The sequence below is a fragment of the Ralstonia mannitolilytica genome (assembly GCF_000954135.1).
Lineage (GTDB): Bacteria > Pseudomonadota > Gammaproteobacteria > Burkholderiales > Burkholderiaceae > Ralstonia > Ralstonia mannitolilytica.
The window spans coordinates 1,624,840-1,639,829 of sequence record NZ_CP010799.1 but is presented as its reverse complement, the minus strand read 5'-3'; the positions used below and the strand labels follow the sequence as shown (position 1 = coordinate 1,639,829).

At 66.1% G+C, this 14,990-nt stretch carries 18 protein-coding genes; 6 read left to right on the top strand and 12 right to left on the bottom strand.

The window, feature by feature from the left end; translation table 11 throughout:
- Positions 1 to 100 precede the first annotated feature (100 nt).
- The 11 genes from TK49_RS07815 to TK49_RS07765 all read right to left on the bottom strand — a co-directional run bounded on the left by TK49_RS07815 (position 101) and on the right by TK49_RS07765 (position 7,588).
- Positions 101 to 403: a hypothetical protein gene (locus TK49_RS07815; protein WP_033986560.1), complete on the bottom strand. Its 303-nt coding sequence runs from the start codon at positions 401 to 403 to the stop codon at positions 101 to 103.
- A 115-nt stretch (positions 404 to 518) separates the two neighbouring features.
- Entirely contained in the window at positions 519 to 1,628 is a 1,110-nt protein-coding gene (locus tag TK49_RS07810) for a DUF6094 domain-containing protein (RefSeq protein ID WP_045786187.1), read from the bottom strand.
- A 65-nt stretch (positions 1,629 to 1,693) separates the two neighbouring features.
- The gene (locus TK49_RS07805; RefSeq protein ID WP_003141029.1) at positions 1,694 to 2,344 is read right to left on the bottom strand and encodes a hypothetical protein; all 651 of its coding nucleotides are present in this window, start codon (positions 2,342 to 2,344) and stop codon (positions 1,694 to 1,696) included.
- A gap of 84 nt (positions 2,345 to 2,428) precedes the next feature.
- Entirely contained in the window at positions 2,429 to 2,794 is a 366-nt protein-coding gene (locus tag TK49_RS07800) for a hypothetical protein (RefSeq protein WP_045786186.1), read from the bottom strand.
- 89 nt (positions 2,795 to 2,883) lie between these two features.
- On the bottom strand, positions 2,884 to 3,495 hold the full coding sequence (locus TK49_RS07795; RefSeq protein WP_010792165.1) for a DUF3275 family protein: 612 nt from the start codon (positions 3,493 to 3,495) through the stop codon (positions 2,884 to 2,886).
- A 55-nt stretch (positions 3,496 to 3,550) separates the two neighbouring features.
- Positions 3,551 to 4,102: an STY4534 family ICE replication protein gene (locus TK49_RS07790; RefSeq protein WP_010792166.1), complete on the bottom strand. Its 552-nt coding sequence runs from the start codon at positions 4,100 to 4,102 to the stop codon at positions 3,551 to 3,553.
- Positions 4,103 to 4,446: 344 nt separating this feature from the next.
- Positions 4,447 to 4,812: a DUF3085 domain-containing protein gene (locus TK49_RS07785; protein WP_045786185.1), complete on the bottom strand. Its 366-nt coding sequence runs from the start codon at positions 4,810 to 4,812 to the stop codon at positions 4,447 to 4,449.
- 66 nt (positions 4,813 to 4,878) lie between these two features.
- A complete protein-coding gene (locus TK49_RS07780; RefSeq protein WP_004255057.1) occupies positions 4,879 to 5,676 on the bottom strand; it encodes a hypothetical protein in 798 nt (265 codons plus the stop codon).
- 290 nt (positions 5,677 to 5,966) lie between these two features.
- The gene (locus TK49_RS07775; RefSeq protein WP_045786184.1) at positions 5,967 to 6,683 is read right to left on the bottom strand and encodes a DUF5983 family protein; all 717 of its coding nucleotides are present in this window, start codon (positions 6,681 to 6,683) and stop codon (positions 5,967 to 5,969) included.
- A 250-nt stretch (positions 6,684 to 6,933) separates the two neighbouring features.
- The gene (locus TK49_RS07770; protein ID WP_045786183.1) at positions 6,934 to 7,326 is read right to left on the bottom strand and encodes a hypothetical protein; all 393 of its coding nucleotides are present in this window, start codon (positions 7,324 to 7,326) and stop codon (positions 6,934 to 6,936) included.
- 25 nt (positions 7,327 to 7,351) lie between these two features.
- The gene (locus TK49_RS07765) at positions 7,352 to 7,588 is read right to left on the bottom strand and encodes a hypothetical protein (RefSeq protein WP_010792170.1); all 237 of its coding nucleotides are present in this window, start codon (positions 7,586 to 7,588) and stop codon (positions 7,352 to 7,354) included.
- Between the two features lie 349 nt (positions 7,589 to 7,937).
- Here TK49_RS07765 and TK49_RS07760 point away from each other — a divergent pair, with 349 nt between their 5' ends.
- From TK49_RS07760 to arsN2, 5 genes are read left to right on the top strand one after another with little or no spacing between them, the layout of a single operon-like run.
- Positions 7,938 to 8,267: an ArsR/SmtB family transcription factor gene (locus TK49_RS07760; protein WP_029578155.1), complete on the top strand. Its 330-nt coding sequence runs from the start codon at positions 7,938 to 7,940 to the stop codon at positions 8,265 to 8,267.
- An 11-nt stretch (positions 8,268 to 8,278) separates the two neighbouring features.
- Positions 8,279 to 8,743: an ArsI/CadI family heavy metal resistance metalloenzyme gene (locus TK49_RS07755; RefSeq protein WP_045786182.1), complete on the top strand. Its 465-nt coding sequence runs from the start codon at positions 8,279 to 8,281 to the stop codon at positions 8,741 to 8,743.
- A 12-nt stretch (positions 8,744 to 8,755) separates the two neighbouring features.
- A complete protein-coding gene (locus TK49_RS07750) occupies positions 8,756 to 9,253 on the top strand; it encodes an arsenate reductase ArsC (protein WP_045786181.1) in 498 nt (165 codons plus the stop codon).
- A gap of 9 nt (positions 9,254 to 9,262) precedes the next feature.
- On the top strand, positions 9,263 to 10,354 hold the full coding sequence (arsB, locus tag TK49_RS07745; RefSeq protein WP_011829936.1) for an ACR3 family arsenite efflux transporter: 1,092 nt from the start codon (positions 9,263 to 9,265) through the stop codon (positions 10,352 to 10,354).
- On the top strand, positions 10,351 to 11,181 hold the full coding sequence (gene arsN2 / locus TK49_RS24090) for an arsenic resistance N-acetyltransferase ArsN2 (protein WP_082076298.1): 831 nt from the start codon (positions 10,351 to 10,353) through the stop codon (positions 11,179 to 11,181). Before arsB ends, arsN2 begins: the two co-directional genes overlap by 4 nt.
- 519 nt (positions 11,182 to 11,700) lie before the next feature.
- Here the strand turns inward: arsN2 and TK49_RS07735 are convergent.
- Positions 11,701 to 13,716: a DNA topoisomerase III gene (locus tag TK49_RS07735; protein WP_045786180.1), complete on the bottom strand. Its 2,016-nt coding sequence runs from the start codon at positions 13,714 to 13,716 to the stop codon at positions 11,701 to 11,703.
- 398 nt (positions 13,717 to 14,114) lie between these two features.
- Between TK49_RS07735 and TK49_RS07730 the strand changes: the two genes are divergently transcribed.
- On the top strand, positions 14,115 to 14,846 hold the full coding sequence (locus TK49_RS07730) for a hypothetical protein (protein ID WP_045786179.1): 732 nt from the start codon (positions 14,115 to 14,117) through the stop codon (positions 14,844 to 14,846).
- The last annotated feature ends 144 nt before the right edge of the window (positions 14,847 to 14,990 follow it).

Below are 14,990 nucleotides of genomic sequence, written 5' to 3'. Positions count from 1 at the left end.
GGTGATGCTCCAATGGAAATGGGGCATGCACCGACCCCTGCGGGGCGATGGCATGCCCCAGGGGTGGGAAGAGAAAGACGGCCGAGCCGTCAGAGGACGATCAGTACTCGGATGGCAGCAGCAGCGTGGTGACGCTGCGGTCCCACTCGGTGATGATCCAGAGCTTCAAGGTCGGCGTGACCTGGTAGGACGAGAACAAGCGGTCTCCGGACTTCAACGCGGCATCGTTGGAACGCCGGTCGCAGTCGTCGAGATCGCCCCAGTCACCACGAAGGTGGCGACGCAGATAAGGCACCGGATTGAACTGGCCCTGCTGGACCAGATCGTTGATGCCGGCGGTCATGACCACTTGCCCGGATGGGAACCGTGGTTGCGAGACGAGATTGAGAACAGCGAGTGCCATGGTGATTTCTCCTTCAGGGAAAAGAGGCCACGGCGCCCCATCGGGGCGACATGACCCCGGTGAGTGGACAAAGAAGGCGGCGAAGCACTGGCGGCTTGCCGTCGGGGAACGACGATCAGCGGATGGTCAACACCTCGCCCCGCGTGGCGGAGCCCGGTGTCATGTCCCAGGCGCGGATGACCGGCACGAACTTGTCGGTGAGGATGCGTGTCTCGGCCACGGAGCCGTCGTCGCGCTCGGTGTACTCCGTCTGGAGAGTCTTCTCCTTATGGGTATCACCTTTCACGACGAGCGTTCTGCCGCTCTTCGAGGTCACGACGCCCGAGATCGCGCCCGCGGCCAAGGCCAGAGCGAGATGCCAGTGGGACAAGGCCCGCGCCGGTGGACGCAGCGACTGCTGCGCGCCCCCCAGGTGCGTATCGAGCGCCGGCCAGAGTCCTTGCAGCCGGCCGACTTCATCGGCGAACTGCTCGGGCTCCATCGTCACGCGATAGAAGTGCTCCGGCTCGGCCGGGCTGGCAGGGACGGTGTACGGCAGGAACGGCCATTCGAGCGGCAGCTCCTCGGCTTCGGCGTCGCCCTGTCCGATCTGCAGCAGCAGACCGCGGGTGGCCTTGACCGAATCCGATGCCTGGTCGCGCTGACGAATCCTGCGACCGAAGATCACCACCTGCTTGAACTGCGTTTCCACCGCACGGTAGATGCGCAGGTCGGCGAAGTGGCGCGTCAGCCATCCGACCAGCTCGGCGTCGAGCACGTAGGACGGCACGATGAAGATCAGCACGCCACCGTACTGCAGCAGCGGCAGCGCGCGCTGATAGAACAGCTTTTCCAGCCGCGCACGGCCCTGGCCCTGATAGCCGATGTTGCCGTTCACGTCCTTGCTCAGGTCGCCATACGGCGGGTTCAGCCACAGCAGCCCGAAGGACTGGCGCGAGATCAGCGAGTCCATCAGGTCACCGTGGATGCAGCGATCGACCAGTTGCCGTGCGTGGCGGGCACGCTCGGCGTCGTACTCGACGGCGAAGGCCTGGACCTGCTCGCGCCCGAGGGCGTGGGCGGCTTCGGCAATCGCCACGCCTTCGCCGGCGCAGGGATCGAGGATGGACATGGAGCCGGGAGACGGCGCCAGTGCGGACAAGGCCCGCTCCAGCGTCGGCTCGTCGGTGGGGAAGTAGCCGTTACGAATGAAATTGCGCGCCAGGCGCGGAAACATGAGTGCCATGGATTTCTCCTGATGATGGATGAGGGAAGGCGGGCACGCGCGGCGCGCATGCCCGTGGGGATGGCTCACGCCACACGCCGAAGCGGTGCGTTCGCGGCCAGTTCGTACTGCGTGGCACCGAGGGTGCCGTTGCGGATCAGCTCGCCCAGCGCCTTCGTCAGCGCCGGGACATCGAGGGCCAGCCGATGGCCTTCCAGCGGCCCGAGGGCCAAGGGAAGACCGGTCAGCATCCGCCGTGTCTGCAACAGCTCCAGCACGGTGTCGCGCCAGTGGTCGAGCAGTGGCAGCGGGCAGGTGTCCTGCACCAGCGTCCACAGCCGGTCGAGCCGGTGAGCGGAATCCCTGGGCAGAAGCGCCAGCGCGCTGGCATTGGCCTTGTCTGGCTTCACGCAGCGACGGTCGAACAGCCACACATTCGTCAGCGAACCGAACAGCGTCCGCCGATAGGCGCGGGTGATGCGCTTTTCCAGGTTCTCGACGTTGCCGACGAAGACCGGGATGGATGCGCCCTGCTCGGTGATGACGTGGAACTGATCCAGTCCCTGTTCATCCCGGCCGAGGGTCAGGCGGGCGAGGAACTCCTGAACGGCGGTGTCGCGCGCCCAGATCGAGAGAAAGACGAGATTGCCCTGCTCGTCACCGACGCAACCGTCGGCCATGAGGTCGGGGCATTCGTCGATGCGGTACAGCGGTTTCGCGGAAGAAGGTGCAGGCATGGTGATGTCCTCTTGGAAATGAAGGAGCAACCACAGCCCGCGGGGCCATGCTCGCCCCGGTTGGGTGAAGGAAGATGCGTGCCGCTAGACAGCGCGGCCCGCGTGGAAGCGGTGAACCCGCTCGCGCCACTCGAAGCTTTGCACCGGCGCCATGTCGAGATAGCGCAGCGGGCACGAGTAGTAGTACGGATGCACGGACTCATCGAGGGACTTGTAGCCCCAATCGCCGCCCGAGCTTTCCAGCAGATGGCAGCCGATGTAGCAGACGGACTCACCGGCCGCGAGGCCCATGACGCCCGCCTGCCTGGCGGTGACGCGAACCACGGTCCACAGAACGTCGCCGTCCAGCGTGTGGTCGATGACTTCGCAGCAAGCGCGTTCGGACGCCTGCGGAGCGAGCAGCTCGCGGATCAACTGATCGCGCGTCTGACGAACGAAGGTCCAGCCCATGAGGGTCTCCTTGAAGAAAAGGCCGGAGCCCTCCCCGTCGGGGGAGAACCCCGGCGGGTGGCGGAATGCCGCGCAAGGCGGCGGATGGATCAGGCAGCTTGGAGGTGCCAGTCCTGGGACAGCGGAGCGAACTCGTAGCCCAGCTTGTCGAGACGGTCGCGCTGCTGACGCAGCACACGACGATCCACGGTCGCATCGAGCTTTACGGTCTCGCCCAGGGGCCACAAGGCACCGAACAGCGCCGCGTCGTCTGCCTCGGCCGAGGCCGCAGCGGACACGGGAGCCGGTTCGCTGCCGAACGGCGTGGTATCGACCAGGGGATCGCGCGGACTGCGCGGCTTCGCCTTCGGCTTGGCCGGGGGCGTTGCCGGCGCGGGCGCCTGCGCTTCCTCGTCGATTGGATCGACTTCCTGCGGACTCAGCCGGCGGGCTTCGTCGCGGCTCAGGGCGTCGATGTTGGACAGGGTCATCCCGCCCAAATGGGCGCGGATCTCGATGACCATGCGGCCGTTGGCGTTGTACGTGGAGGGGCGAATCTCGACGATGACGAAATCACCGTCGTACTTGCCCTCGCGGTACTGATCGAGTTCGGCGTTCTTCACGACGAACTCGCCGATCGAGGTCGCCAGGCGGCCGACGTTGAAGTCGCCGTTCCTGCCGTGGATGGTCTTGATGGCCAGTTGGCCGGGAATGGTGATCATGAAGGTCTCCTGCGGACGAAGAGAAGACAAGGCCCCGGGGATGGGGCCTTGCGGATCAGAACGACTCGGCAACGGCCAATGCGGGGGCATCGGCAGCGTCGTCGGCAGCATCGGCGACGGGCCTGGAAGGCTCCGGTGCCGAGGCTTGCTGCGCGGCGGGCGCGTCGGACGTCACAGGGACTTCCGGGTCGCGCTCGTCGGTCTCGGTCGGCTTGGGTTCGGCCTTGTAGACGAGCTTGCCGTCGACCTTGATCCAACTGACGAACAGCAGGCGGGCCTTGAGGCTCACACCCTGCTCGCCGGCACGCTTCCCCTTGGAGTAGGTGAAGGTGTCGGTCCACAGGTCGCCCAAGCGGAAGCCGATCATCACCTTCTTCTCGGCGTCGACCGCCTGAATGCAGCGGCGCACCAGGTGCTGCGCTTCCGAACCCGATACGCGCGTGTCGAAACGCACATACGAGACGTCGTCGCTGGGACCGTTCAGAGCCGCGATGTCGCAGGCCAGGAACGCATCGCCCTTCTTGGGCTTCACTTCGCGGATGCGATTGAGATACCCGAGGCCGGTGATGTGCAGATCGAAGTAGGACTTTTCGGTGGAAGTGGTCATGGTGAATCTCCTGGGAACAATGAGGCGGAGACACACCCGACCCAAGGCGGGGAAGGTGTGGAACCCCCGCGTGGGTTGATGGAACAGCTTGGAGGCATCGCCATCGAGAACCGATGGCCGTTCGCGCATGGATGCCGGTGCGAACTGGAGTGATCAACGCGGTCGGAACCGCGTCGCAGCCTTGAAGATCGTGGCTGCCTGGGCATGTCGCTGACGGACGTCAGCGGAACATGGCCGGAAGCGTGGCGCCGGGATGGCGCGCAGGCGAGCGGCAATCGGCACTCGCGGCTGTCCGCATTGCCGGGAAGAAAGAGGCCCCCGGAGCGGGGGCCAGGGATGGGCGGTCAGTTGCCGCTGGGCGTGGAAGGAACCGCCTGCAGCGACAGGTGTGTCGCGGTGGCGGACACGTCGAGGTCGTCCTCGCTGTGCAGGATGCGCGCAAACACGCCCTCCTGCGGATCGAAGAACTCGCCGAAGTCGTCGCCACCGAACTCGGCGCGCGCCAGCCCCCACCAGCCATCGAACGCATCGACATCCGGGTTGCAGCCGGCGGCATAGGCGATGGTCTTCTGGCGACCATCGGGTCGGCGCTCGCCGCGCTCGGCCAGGAAGTACACGCCGTGATCCTTGACCAAGATGACGCGGCACTGATTCGCCACCGCTTCGGCGAGCACGGGCCGCAGCTCCGTGCCTTTGAATCGAACAGTCATGGGTGTGATCTCCAGGGAGGCAGGAAGAGAGGCTTCCCGCCGCGAAGGCGGGAAGCTGCTGGGAGGTCAGTGCCGGACAGCCTTGCGACCCGACAGGCACTGCACGCGGATGCGTCTCCAGCTCCCGTCGTCGATCAGCCGTTCCAGCGTCTCGCCGAGGGTGTCGAAGAACACCTCATCGACCCGTTCGACCAGCTCGCCGGCGCGGTGCAGCTCCACCGCGTAGAGGTCGAGGCCACGCTCATACAGCACGGTGACGCGACCCTGGAACTTCATCGTGGCGACGGTGAAGCCGATGGCCGGTGGCGTGCGGATGATGTCGGCGGGCAGCGGATCGACCCAGGTGATGTCCCGCGCGCCGGCATCCACCAGCATGTGGGTGACGCGCCGGAAACCGTCGGGAGCGGGCAACTGCTCCAGTTGGTCGACCAGTTCTTGCAGCTCGGGGCAGCGGGGCTTGGGAATCGGCAGCTTCGCCGGTGCGGACCCGAGCACCAACCGCTTCACCGTGTAGGGCTGGCCGTCGGCGGTGAACTCGGTCTGCTCCTCGGGCGTGTCCGCCCGCTGACCGTCGAAGCGGCGTCTGACATAGGGTTCGACCTGCACCTTGGCGCCCTCGTCGGGCACTTCGGTCACGAGCGTGCGATCGAGCACCGCGAACTCGGCTCGTCCCGTCTTGACGACGATGGCCTCGTCGGTGGTGGCGATGACCTTGCCCTCGAAAGGCTTCGGGTCGATATGAAAGCCCAGCGTCGAAACCTTGGGCTGGCCGTCGAAGATGTTGAACTTGAACGAACGGACGTTGGAAGGCACATGACCGACAACGAGCGTCGGCATCTGTGCGCGGATGGCTTGGGTATCCATGGGAGACTCCTTGTGGCAACCAAGGGACTCCCGCCCGCAAGGGAGGTCTGTCCCTTGAGGGTGAGGTGGATGGACGCGGTATGCATCCGGCGAAAGAAACGACCAGCACGGCGAACCGCGCCGCAGTCTCGAAGGTCTCGACTGCCTGGGCATGCTGCCGGCAACGCCAGCGAACATGCGGCCAGCGTGCGGCACATGGCGGCGGCCGTCCGTTGGGAATCGGCAATGCGCCGGCACCGCGTTCCGCGAAAAAGAAGAGCCCCGACGTGGGGGCTCGAATGGGTTGCGGGTTACTCGTCGTCGTAGAGCGTCAGTCCGTCCAGCACGGGCGCGTCGGCATCGAAGATCAGCAGCCGCACGTCGGCGAGCGCAGCCAGGTGCAACACTTCCACGAGGGACTCCGGCACGCCCTTGGCCCGGTGCTCCTGCCGCAGCTCTTCGGCGGTGATGCCCTCGACATGCTGCAGGTTCGCATCCGTCCAGGGCGTGGCGATCAGCTTCACGCCGACCGCCGGGCTGTAGGGAATGCGGAAGGCCACGAACAAAAAACCGCTCGGCGTGGCGATGTCCGCCAGTTCGGCGAGGAAGCGGCCGGCCTCCTCGGTGATATGCGCCGAACTGATTTCCCAAGCACGGCTGTAGAACCCGGTCTCGAAGCGCAGGCGGCGTACCACCTCGCGCGCGGCTTCCTCGGAGTAGGTATCGCCGACGTGCAGCGGCTGGCCGGCTTCTTCGGCCATGACGGCGTAGACGAGGTTTCGGGCGATACCGTGGCTGGGGCACTGCGCGTCCAGCTCGGGCGGCACGTTCTGGCCCTCGGTGATCAGCGCGAAGTCGTCGCAGAAGACGCAGGCATGGCGCTCGACCTGGCTGTCCGGCAGGTGCGACTGCGAGACGTGCAGCGGCAGATAGCTCAGCGGGCAGTCGTCGTCGTAGGAAATCGCCAGCAGCCGCTGCACGGACAGGCCATCGTAGCCGCGGACGAAGGGGTTTTTGGAATGAGACATGGGATTCCTCCAGCAGAGGATGGCCGAGGCAATCCCCTGCCGGGGATTGAACCCCAGCGAGTGGATGAAGTGGCAACCGGTCAGCCGGCCGCGGCGTCGGGCCGCCCTGGCGCCGGGCGGTGCAGGTCAGTGGAAGATGGTGATTCGGGACATGGCCGCTCCTGCGAAAGGAAGGAGGGACATGGCCCCGAACGGGGACGCATGTCCCTCGTGGGGTGGGATGAAAGGACGGTGGGTTGCCAGGCGCGGCTCACCAGCCGTTGTAGTGCAGCGTGAGGTCAGCGATGACCTGGCGCCGTTCCAGATCGAGGCCGCCGAAGTCGGACAGCCCCTCGAAGCCGCAACGCTTGAGCATCGCGCCGCCCTCGCGGGAGTTGTAGAAGCTCACCATCGCGGACAGGAACATGCGTTGACCGCTGCTCAGCACGCCCAGGGCGTCGTTGAGCATCAGCATGTTGGGCCGCAGGTCCCACTTGGTCGTGGCACGCTGCAGACCTTCGCGTGTGCCGTCGCCGAACCACTCGTGGCCGGCGATCTGCGCGCCGCGCTTCCAGGCCTCGAAGAAGGCTTGCGGTGCAGCGTCGAAGTGCGCCTGTTCCAGCGCCATCTGATTGAGCACGTCTTCGGGTAAAGACAGATTCATGAGAGAACTCCTTGAAGGGTGGGAATCAGGGGTGAGCGCGCTGTGTCCAGGCATGGGTATCCAGGGCACGCTGTGCTGCGAGGTGGGTCGGGAAATACTCGACGGACTCCCGCGATACCGGGCCTTCGTCGTCTTGCGTGCCGATGTAGTGGCCGGCCGCGCTGCGCAGCACCTGTAGCGGCAGACGCTTGCCGGTCCAGGCCAGCGCCAGCGCACCACTGCGTACTGCGGTTGCAGAGGAAGATGCGGAAGGTTCAGACATGCCGTGCTCCTTGGTGGGTCGAGGAGCACGCATCCCGTAGAGGATGGAGTTCCCCTCGGGTGGTTGAGAAAAGTGCATCGTCGCCAGGCCGGCGAGCGTCCGCGGTGGGCGATGCGAAGCGGACTGGATCGGTCAACGCGGCGAACCGCGTTGCAGTCTTGAAGACCGGGACTGCCAGGGCATGCCGCTGACGACGGTCAGCAACGCATGAGGGTGAGCTTCGGACTATCAGATAGCCGCGTCACGCAGCAATCGGGCGCAGTGGCGTCCCCGATTGGGGTCGGGCGCGCCCGGTCCTCTATTGCGATGTGCTTGCACAATTATTCAATAGATGTTGTATTATTGAACCATGAACGAGACCCAAGCCGTTTCCGCCCTGGGCGCCCTGGCCCACACCCAGCGCCTTCGCGTGTTCCGCGCCCTGGTCGTCGCCGGCCCCGAAGGGCTCACGCCCAGCGTCCTGGCCGACCAGCTCGACGTGGCCCGCAACACCCTGTCCTTCCATCTGAAGGAGCTGGCCCATGCCGGCCTCGTCACCATCGAGCAACAGGGCCGCAACCTGATCTACCGCGCCGACTTCGCCCACATGAACAGGCTGCTCGGCTACCTGACCGAGCACTGCTGCCAAGGTGGCGTGTGCGAGGCCAATGAATCCACCCGTGCCTGCGCCTCCTGCTGAAAGGAACCTCCATGAAACGCTTCCACGTCCACCTGCACGTCGATGACCTGAATCGCAGCATCGGCTTCTATTCCCAACTGTTCGCCGCGCAGCCGGCTCGCATCGAGGCCGACTACGCGAAGTGGATGCTCGAAGACCCGCCGGTCAACTTCGCCATCTCCACGCGCGGCAGCAAGCCGGGCATCGACCACCTGGGCATCCAGACCGATGACGCCGACGAACTCACCGCCCTGAAGGCCCGCGCGCAGGCTGCCGACATGGCGCTGCTCGACGAAGGCACCACGACCTGCTGCTATGCACGCAGTGAGAAGCACTGGGTCACCGACCCGCAGGGCGTGGCCTGGGAGCATTTCCACACGCTGGGCAACATCCCCGTGTTCAACGAAGCGCCGCCGCCCGCGCCGAGCACAGCTCCAGCTTGCTGCGCGCCGAGTGACAGTCGCGCCGCCGCGAAACGGGCTGCTTCTTGCTGCTGACGCGAGGCATCGATGACGACTGAAACCACCTACAACGCGCTGTTCATCTGCACCGGAAATTCGGCGCGTTCCATCCTGGCCGAAGGCATCCTCAACGAACTGGGCCTGGGACGGTTTCGCGCCTACTCGGCGGGGAGCCACCCCAAGGGCGAAATCCACCCGCTGGCGCTCGCCACGCTGGAGCGCCTGCGCCTGCCAACGACCGGCTACCGCAGCAAGAGCTGGGACGAATTCGTGGCGCCCGGTGCGCCGGTGTTCGATTTCATCTTCACCGTCTGCGACAACGCCGCTGGCGAGGTGTGTCCCGTATGGCCGGGCAAGCCGGTGTCGGCCCATTGGGGCGTGCCCGATCCAGCCGCCGTCGAAGGCAGCGAGGAACAGCAGCGCAAGGCGTTCATGGACGCCGCGTTGACGCTCAAGCGTCGCATCGAGCTGTTCCTGTCGCTGCCGCTCCAACGGCTCGATGCCATGTCGCTGCAGCATGAGCTGCGCGTCATCGGCAAGCAGTGAGGTAGCACGATGACCGTACAGACAGAAGCCGTCGCCGCCACGCCATCGTTCTCGATGAGCATCTTCGAGCGCTACCTGACGGTGTGGGTGCTGCTGTGCATCGTCGCCGGCATCGCCCTGGGCCAGCTCGCGCCTGGCGCGTTCCAGGCCGTCGGCCGCATGGAAGTGGCCCAGGTCAACCTGCCGGTCGGCCTGCTCATATGGGTCATGGTGATCCCGATGCTGCTCAAGGTGGATTTCGGCGCGCTCGGCCAGGTTCGCCAGCACTGGCGTGGCATCGGCGTGACGCTGTTCGTCAACTGGGCGGTCAAGCCGTTCTCGATGGCACTGCTGGCCTGGCTGTTCATCCGCCACGTCTTCGCCGACTGGCTGCCGGCCGACCAGCTCGACAGCTACGTCGCCGGCCTGATCCTGCTGGCCGCCGCACCGTGCACAGCGATGGTGTTCGTGTGGAGCCGACTGACCGGCGGCGACCCGGTATTCACTCTGTCGCAGGTGGCGCTGAACGACACCATCATGGTGTTCGCCTTCGCGCCCATCGTCGGGCTGCTGCTGGGCCTGTCGGCGATCACCGTGCCGTGGGACACGCTGCTGACCTCAGTGGTGCTCTACATCATCATCCCCGTCGTCCTCGCGCAGGTGTGGCGCCGCTCGCTGCTGCGTCGTGGACAGGCCGCGTTCGACCGCGCGCTGGAGCGCCTCGGCCCGCTCTCAATCGCAGCGCTGCTGCTGACGCTGGTGTTGCTATTCGCCTTCCAGGGCCAGGCCATCCTGCGACAGCCGCTGGTGATCGCCATGCTCGCCGTGCCCATTCTGATCCAGGTGTTCTTCAATTCCGGCCTCGCCTACTGGCTCAACCGCAGGGTCGGCGAGAAGCACAACATCGCGTGTCCCTCGGCGTTGATCGGTGCCAGCAACTTTTTCGAGCTGGCAGTGGCAGCGGCCATCAGCCTGTTCGGCTTCCATTCCGGCGCGGCCCTCGCCACCGTGGTCGGCGTGCTGATCGAAGTGCCGGTGATGCTGCTGGTGGTGCGCGTGGTCAACCGTTCCCGCGCCTGGTACGAACAGGCCCCGCGCAACGCAGCGAGGCATCCGGCATGAGTACCGTCACGATCTACCACAACCCGGACTGCGGCACGTCGCGCAACACGCTGGCGCTGATCCGCGCCAGCGGCATCGAGCCCACGGTCATCGAGTACCTGAAGACGCCGCCCGACCGCGAGACCTTGAAGGCGCTGATCGCGCGGATGGGCATGGGCGTGCGGGATGTGTTGCGCATCAAGGGCACGCCCTACAAGGAACTGGGCCTGGATGCCGCGCATTGGAGCGACGACCAGTTGATCGATCAGATGCTGGCGTACCCGATCCTCATCAATCGGCCCATCGTGGTGTCGCGCTCGGGCGTGCGCCTGTGCCGCCCCTCGGACATGGTGATCGACCTGCTGCCGCAACGACCGGCGGGCGAGAACCGCAAGGAGGATGGCTCGCCGCTGCTGGTGGATACGCCGATCGCCGGCAGCGACCCGGACCTCGCCCTGGCTTTGCAAGAGGCCGTGCTTCCCACGGACGACCTGGCCGAACCAGGGCGCAGCTTCTTCGCCTATGCCACGGTGTCCGGCGAGCGCGTGGGCTACGGCGGCTTCGAGCGCCTGGGCCGAGACGTGCTCGTGCGCTCCCTGGTGGTGCTGCCACACGCACGCCATCGCGGCATCGGCGGCGGAATGTTCGCACTGCTGCTGCGCCGTGCCTTCGACGAGGGCGGGCGCGACGCCTGGTTGCTGACCACGACGGCTGCGCCGTTCTTCGAGCGCGCGGGCTTCAAGCCAATCGAGCGCAGCGCCGCACCGGCGGCCATCCTTGCCACACGGCAGGCCGCAAGCCTTTGTCCTTCGAGCGCCGTGCTGCTTGGACGTCGAATGTCACTGTGATGTGCCCTCGCAAGGACATCCCGGGACACAGAGGTGCATCAGTGAAATGACTAATCGCCGAAGGCCACGCGGGCCTTCGGCTGGAGAGGAAGGAAAACCACCTGTGGGCTGCGTCAGCGCGGGCCGTCGTCAAAGCCGTTCGCTGCATCAGCAATCGCACCCGGCCCGTTTCGTGGCTGGGGCCGGAAACCTTTGGCACGCATACGCGCACAAAGGGAGCCCATTGTTCCGCCGGCGGGCACCGGCACGGAATACCCTGGGCCCAAGGGGCCTCCTCACGGCTCGCGCGGCGGCAAGGCGTCAGGAAGCCCCTCGTGGCCGAGGCAAGGCACACCGATCAAGGGAATGGCGGCGGGCGCGATTCGTGGAGCAATGACCTTCTCGCCCCGTCGCCCGATGGCGGGCAGACGGGGCGCGCACACCGTTGCAGAAGGAGACGCGCGCTTTGGAGTCCCGCGCGGTGCGGGACGTTTGCCTCGCCGCCAGTGAAGTGGCCGGCGCGGCAGGGGGGAGCGAGGATCAGGACGCCTTGGAGGCAGCGCGCCGCTTGCGCGGTGCGCTGCGCCGGCCCGTCGGGGACTCGATCGGCAACGTGCCCTTGCAGTCCGGGTAGCGCGAGCAGGACCAGAACGCGCCGCTCTTGCCCGTGCGCTGCTGCATCGGTGCGGCGCACTGCGGGCAGGCCGGCGCCGGCGGCAGCTTGAGCGAGAGCGTTGCGCCGCGGTACTGCTGCACGAGCTGGCCGACCCACACGGACTGCTTCTCGATGAAGGTGTCCAGCGTCATCTGGCCGGCCTCGATCATGTCGAGCGCCTGCTCCCACACCGCCGTGGTGCCGGGGTCGGCGATGGCTGAGGGCACCGCGTCGATGAGCGTGAATGCCGCGTCGGAAGCGCGGACGGCGCGGCCTTTCTTGACCAGGTAGCCGCGACCGATCAGACCATTGATGATGTTGGCGCGTGTCGCCTCGGTGCCGATGCCGGTGGTATCTCGCAGCTTCTGTTTCAGGCGCGGGTCGGTCACGAGCTTGGCGACGGTCTTCATGGCCTTGATCAGCTCGCCCTGCGTGTAGGGTTTGGGCGGCAGCGTCTTCAGCGCCTTGAGATCCACCTTTCCGACCGGGCAGGACAGGCCCGCATGCAGGGCGGGCAGCACCTGGCTGCGCTGCGCATCCTCGCCATCGGCATCGTCCGGCCCCGGCGTCGCCAGCACCTCGCGCCAGCCAGTGACGGCGATCTGCTTGCCCACGGCCGCCAGCGACTGGCTGCCGCACGAGAACTGCGCCACCGTCCGGTCGAACTCATAGTGCGGGAGGAACTGCGCGAGGTAATGGGCGCGGATCAGCCGGTAGACGGCCAGTTCCTTCTCGTTCATGGCCGACAGGTTGGCGGGCTCCAGCGTCGGGATGATGCCGTGGTGAGCCGACACCTTGCCGTCGTTCCAGGCGCGCGAACGCTGGTTGCGGTCGAGCTGGCCGATCAAGGGCCGCAGGCTGGGATCGGTGGCGAGCAGTGCATCGAGCACCGCCGGCACTTCCGCGAGCATGCTTTCGGGCAGGTATCCCGAGTCGCTGCGCGGATAGGTCGTCGCCTTGTGCGTCTCGTACAGCGCCTGCGCGATGTCCAGCGTCTCCTGCACGTCGAGGCCCAACTGCTTGGAGCACACCTCCTGCAGCGTGCCCAGGTCGAACGGCAGCGGCGGTGCCTCGCGCACGCGCTCGGTGTCCACCGACACGACCTGCGCATCGCGTGCGGCGCGAATGCAATCCGCAGCCTGCTGCGCCACCGGCTGCTGAAGGCAGCGACCCGCTGCATCGGTGCTGCCTTCGGGCGGTATCCAGCTCGCGGTGAAGGACCGGCCGGCATGGGATAGCAGCACGTCCACGGCCCAATACGGCACAGAGACGAAGCGCGCGATCTCGCGATCACGATCCACCACCAACTTCAGCGTCGGCGTCTGCACGCGCCCCACCGACAGCACGCCGGTGTAGCCGGCCTGCCGACCTAGAAGCGTAAACAGCCGGCTCAGGTTCATGCCGATCAGCCAGTCGGCACGCGAGCGGGCCAGGGCCGAGTAGTACAGCGGCAGCGTCTCGGCGGACGGCTTGAGCGCACCCAGCGCCTTGCGGATCGACGCATCGTTGAGCGCCGACAGCCACAGGCGCTGAATCGGCCCGTGGTAGCCGCACAGGTCGATGATCTCGCGGGCGATCATCTCGCCCTCGCGATCGGCGTCGGTCGCTATCACCAGCTCGCCCGCCTTGGCGACGAGCTGCTGCACGACCTTGAATTGCGCCGCGGTCGCCGCCTTGGGCTCGACACGCCAACGCTCAGGAAGAATGGGCAGTTGCTCGATGGCCCAGCGCTTGTATTGTTCGCCGTAGCCTTCGGGCGGAACCGCCTCCACCAGATGACCGATGCACCAGGTCACGACGACACCCGCGCCGCTGTAGCAGCCGTTGCCGCGTTGACCGGCGCCCAGCACACGGGCGATGTCCTTGCCCTGGGATGGCTTCTCGCACAGAAACACGCGCATGAAGCCTCCTGGGTGTGCGTGACGGTCATCGAATGGACGTCAGCATTCCCGGCCGACGTGTGCGCGGCAGCAAACAAAATGGAAGCGGAGGACACCAGGTTGTGCTGGTGCAGAACGCGGGCGGCAGATGCGCTGACGCAAGGGAAGCGGGTGCGGGCTGCTACAGCCGCTTCCTGGGGGACGGGGGATCGCGTAGCCGGACAGACTTCGTCGGCATTCGGATTGCGGGAGATGGCCTTCAGGGGTAGCATCCATAGTCAGGCGCCCGCCCAAGCTCTGGACAGCTTGAAACAGGCATTCGCAGCTCCCCGCAGTACCCCTCGCTTTCAATCATCCGGAGTACCGGCTGTTCGACAGCGACAAAACGTCCAGCGCTCGAACAGTAGCGGAGTATTCCGATGAGCAACTATGTACGTTCAGCCGCCTTCGCGGCTTCCCGGGTCCTTGCTGCGCAAGGCTTGACGGTCAAGCGTTCCCACCTCTCCGAGGTCATTGCCGCGTTGCTGGGATACCGCACGCACGCGGCACTGTCCGTTGAGGAGGCGGATCCCAAGCTCGACTACCACCTGGACGATGCCGAGATCCTCGTGCTCAACCTGCCGATGGGCGAGAGGCGGGCCGCGGAACTCGGCCTTGCAGCGGCGGGCGCGGCACCGTCGGCCGTCACCACGGCTTGCGTCGAGGCGTTGAAGGCCAGCGCCGGTTCCACGGACGTGTACGTCAGTGTGGGCGACTTCTACGACTTGCATGCCCGCCAGGCATTGGCCGAAATGATCTACAACGCCGATGATGTGGCCGGTGCGATGGCTGAGAGCAATGCCTCGTTCCCCGACGAGCCCGATATGGACATCGAGTGCCCCCCGACGACGGACCTGTGGGCGGCGGTCGACGAATGGACGATTGAGGCCGACGGCACCATGACGGGCGAATACGACCCCGAAGGTGATCGCATGTTCAATGGGGACACGCTGAACTGCCGTGGCTGGCTGATCTACCGCAAGGCAGGTCGCGCCGGGCTGGTGTTCATCGAGGGCGATGGAACGGGTGGAGCCGACGACAGTTGGCGTGACCTGGATCGCGATGACGAATGGGCGTATCAGCAGAGCTTGGGCAGCAATCCGGCGAACTGATGAAGCGACAAGCTCCGGCGGCAGTGGAAACTGCCGCCAGTCTTTGTTCTGCGGTTCGTCACACCGAGATAACTACCTTGGTACGAGATGGTTCTTGAGTAGGAACCAGCACATGTTGAGCGCGAAGGAACGGCCAAGGCGCGT

Excerpts from the sequence above, each read along its gene's own strand:
- TK49_RS07765 (WP_010792170.1), bottom strand. The coding sequence starts at position 7,588 with ATGTCTGAACCTTCCGCATCTTCCTCTGCAACCGCAGTACGCAGTGGT.
- TK49_RS07810 (WP_045786187.1), bottom strand. The coding sequence starts at position 1,628 with ATGGCACTCATGTTTCCGCGCCTGGCGCGCAATTTCATTCGTAACGGC.
- TK49_RS07780 (WP_004255057.1), bottom strand. The coding sequence starts at position 5,676 with ATGGATACCCAAGCCATCCGCGCACAGATGCCGACGCTCGTTGTCGGT.
- arsN2 (WP_082076298.1), top strand. The coding sequence starts at position 10,351 with ATGAGTACCGTCACGATCTACCACAACCCGGACTGCGGCACGTCGCGC.
- TK49_RS07815 (WP_033986560.1), bottom strand. The coding sequence starts at position 403 with ATGGCACTCGCTGTTCTCAATCTCGTCTCGCAACCACGGTTCCCATCC.
- TK49_RS07750 (WP_045786181.1), top strand. The coding sequence starts at position 8,756 with ATGACGACTGAAACCACCTACAACGCGCTGTTCATCTGCACCGGAAAT.
- TK49_RS07775 (WP_045786184.1), bottom strand. The coding sequence starts at position 6,683 with ATGTCTCATTCCAAAAACCCCTTCGTCCGCGGCTACGATGGCCTGTCC.
- TK49_RS07770 (WP_045786183.1), bottom strand. The coding sequence starts at position 7,326 with ATGAATCTGTCTTTACCCGAAGACGTGCTCAATCAGATGGCGCTGGAA.
- TK49_RS07760 (WP_029578155.1), top strand. The coding sequence starts at position 7,938 with ATGAACGAGACCCAAGCCGTTTCCGCCCTGGGCGCCCTGGCCCACACC.
- TK49_RS07795 (WP_010792165.1), bottom strand. The coding sequence starts at position 3,495 with ATGATCACCATTCCCGGCCAACTGGCCATCAAGACCATCCACGGCAGG.
- TK49_RS07805 (WP_003141029.1), bottom strand. The coding sequence starts at position 2,344 with ATGCCTGCACCTTCTTCCGCGAAACCGCTGTACCGCATCGACGAATGC.
- TK49_RS07735 (WP_045786180.1), bottom strand. The coding sequence starts at position 13,716 with ATGCGCGTGTTTCTGTGCGAGAAGCCATCCCAGGGCAAGGACATCGCC.
- TK49_RS07790 (WP_010792166.1), bottom strand. The coding sequence starts at position 4,102 with ATGACCACTTCCACCGAAAAGTCCTACTTCGATCTGCACATCACCGGC.
- TK49_RS07800 (WP_045786186.1), bottom strand. The coding sequence starts at position 2,794 with ATGGGCTGGACCTTCGTTCGTCAGACGCGCGATCAGTTGATCCGCGAG.
- TK49_RS07755 (WP_045786182.1), top strand. The coding sequence starts at position 8,279 with ATGAAACGCTTCCACGTCCACCTGCACGTCGATGACCTGAATCGCAGC.
- TK49_RS07730 (WP_045786179.1), top strand. The coding sequence starts at position 14,115 with ATGAGCAACTATGTACGTTCAGCCGCCTTCGCGGCTTCCCGGGTCCTT.
- arsB (WP_011829936.1), top strand. The coding sequence starts at position 9,263 with ATGACCGTACAGACAGAAGCCGTCGCCGCCACGCCATCGTTCTCGATG.
- TK49_RS07785 (WP_045786185.1), bottom strand. The coding sequence starts at position 4,812 with ATGACTGTTCGATTCAAAGGCACGGAGCTGCGGCCCGTGCTCGCCGAA.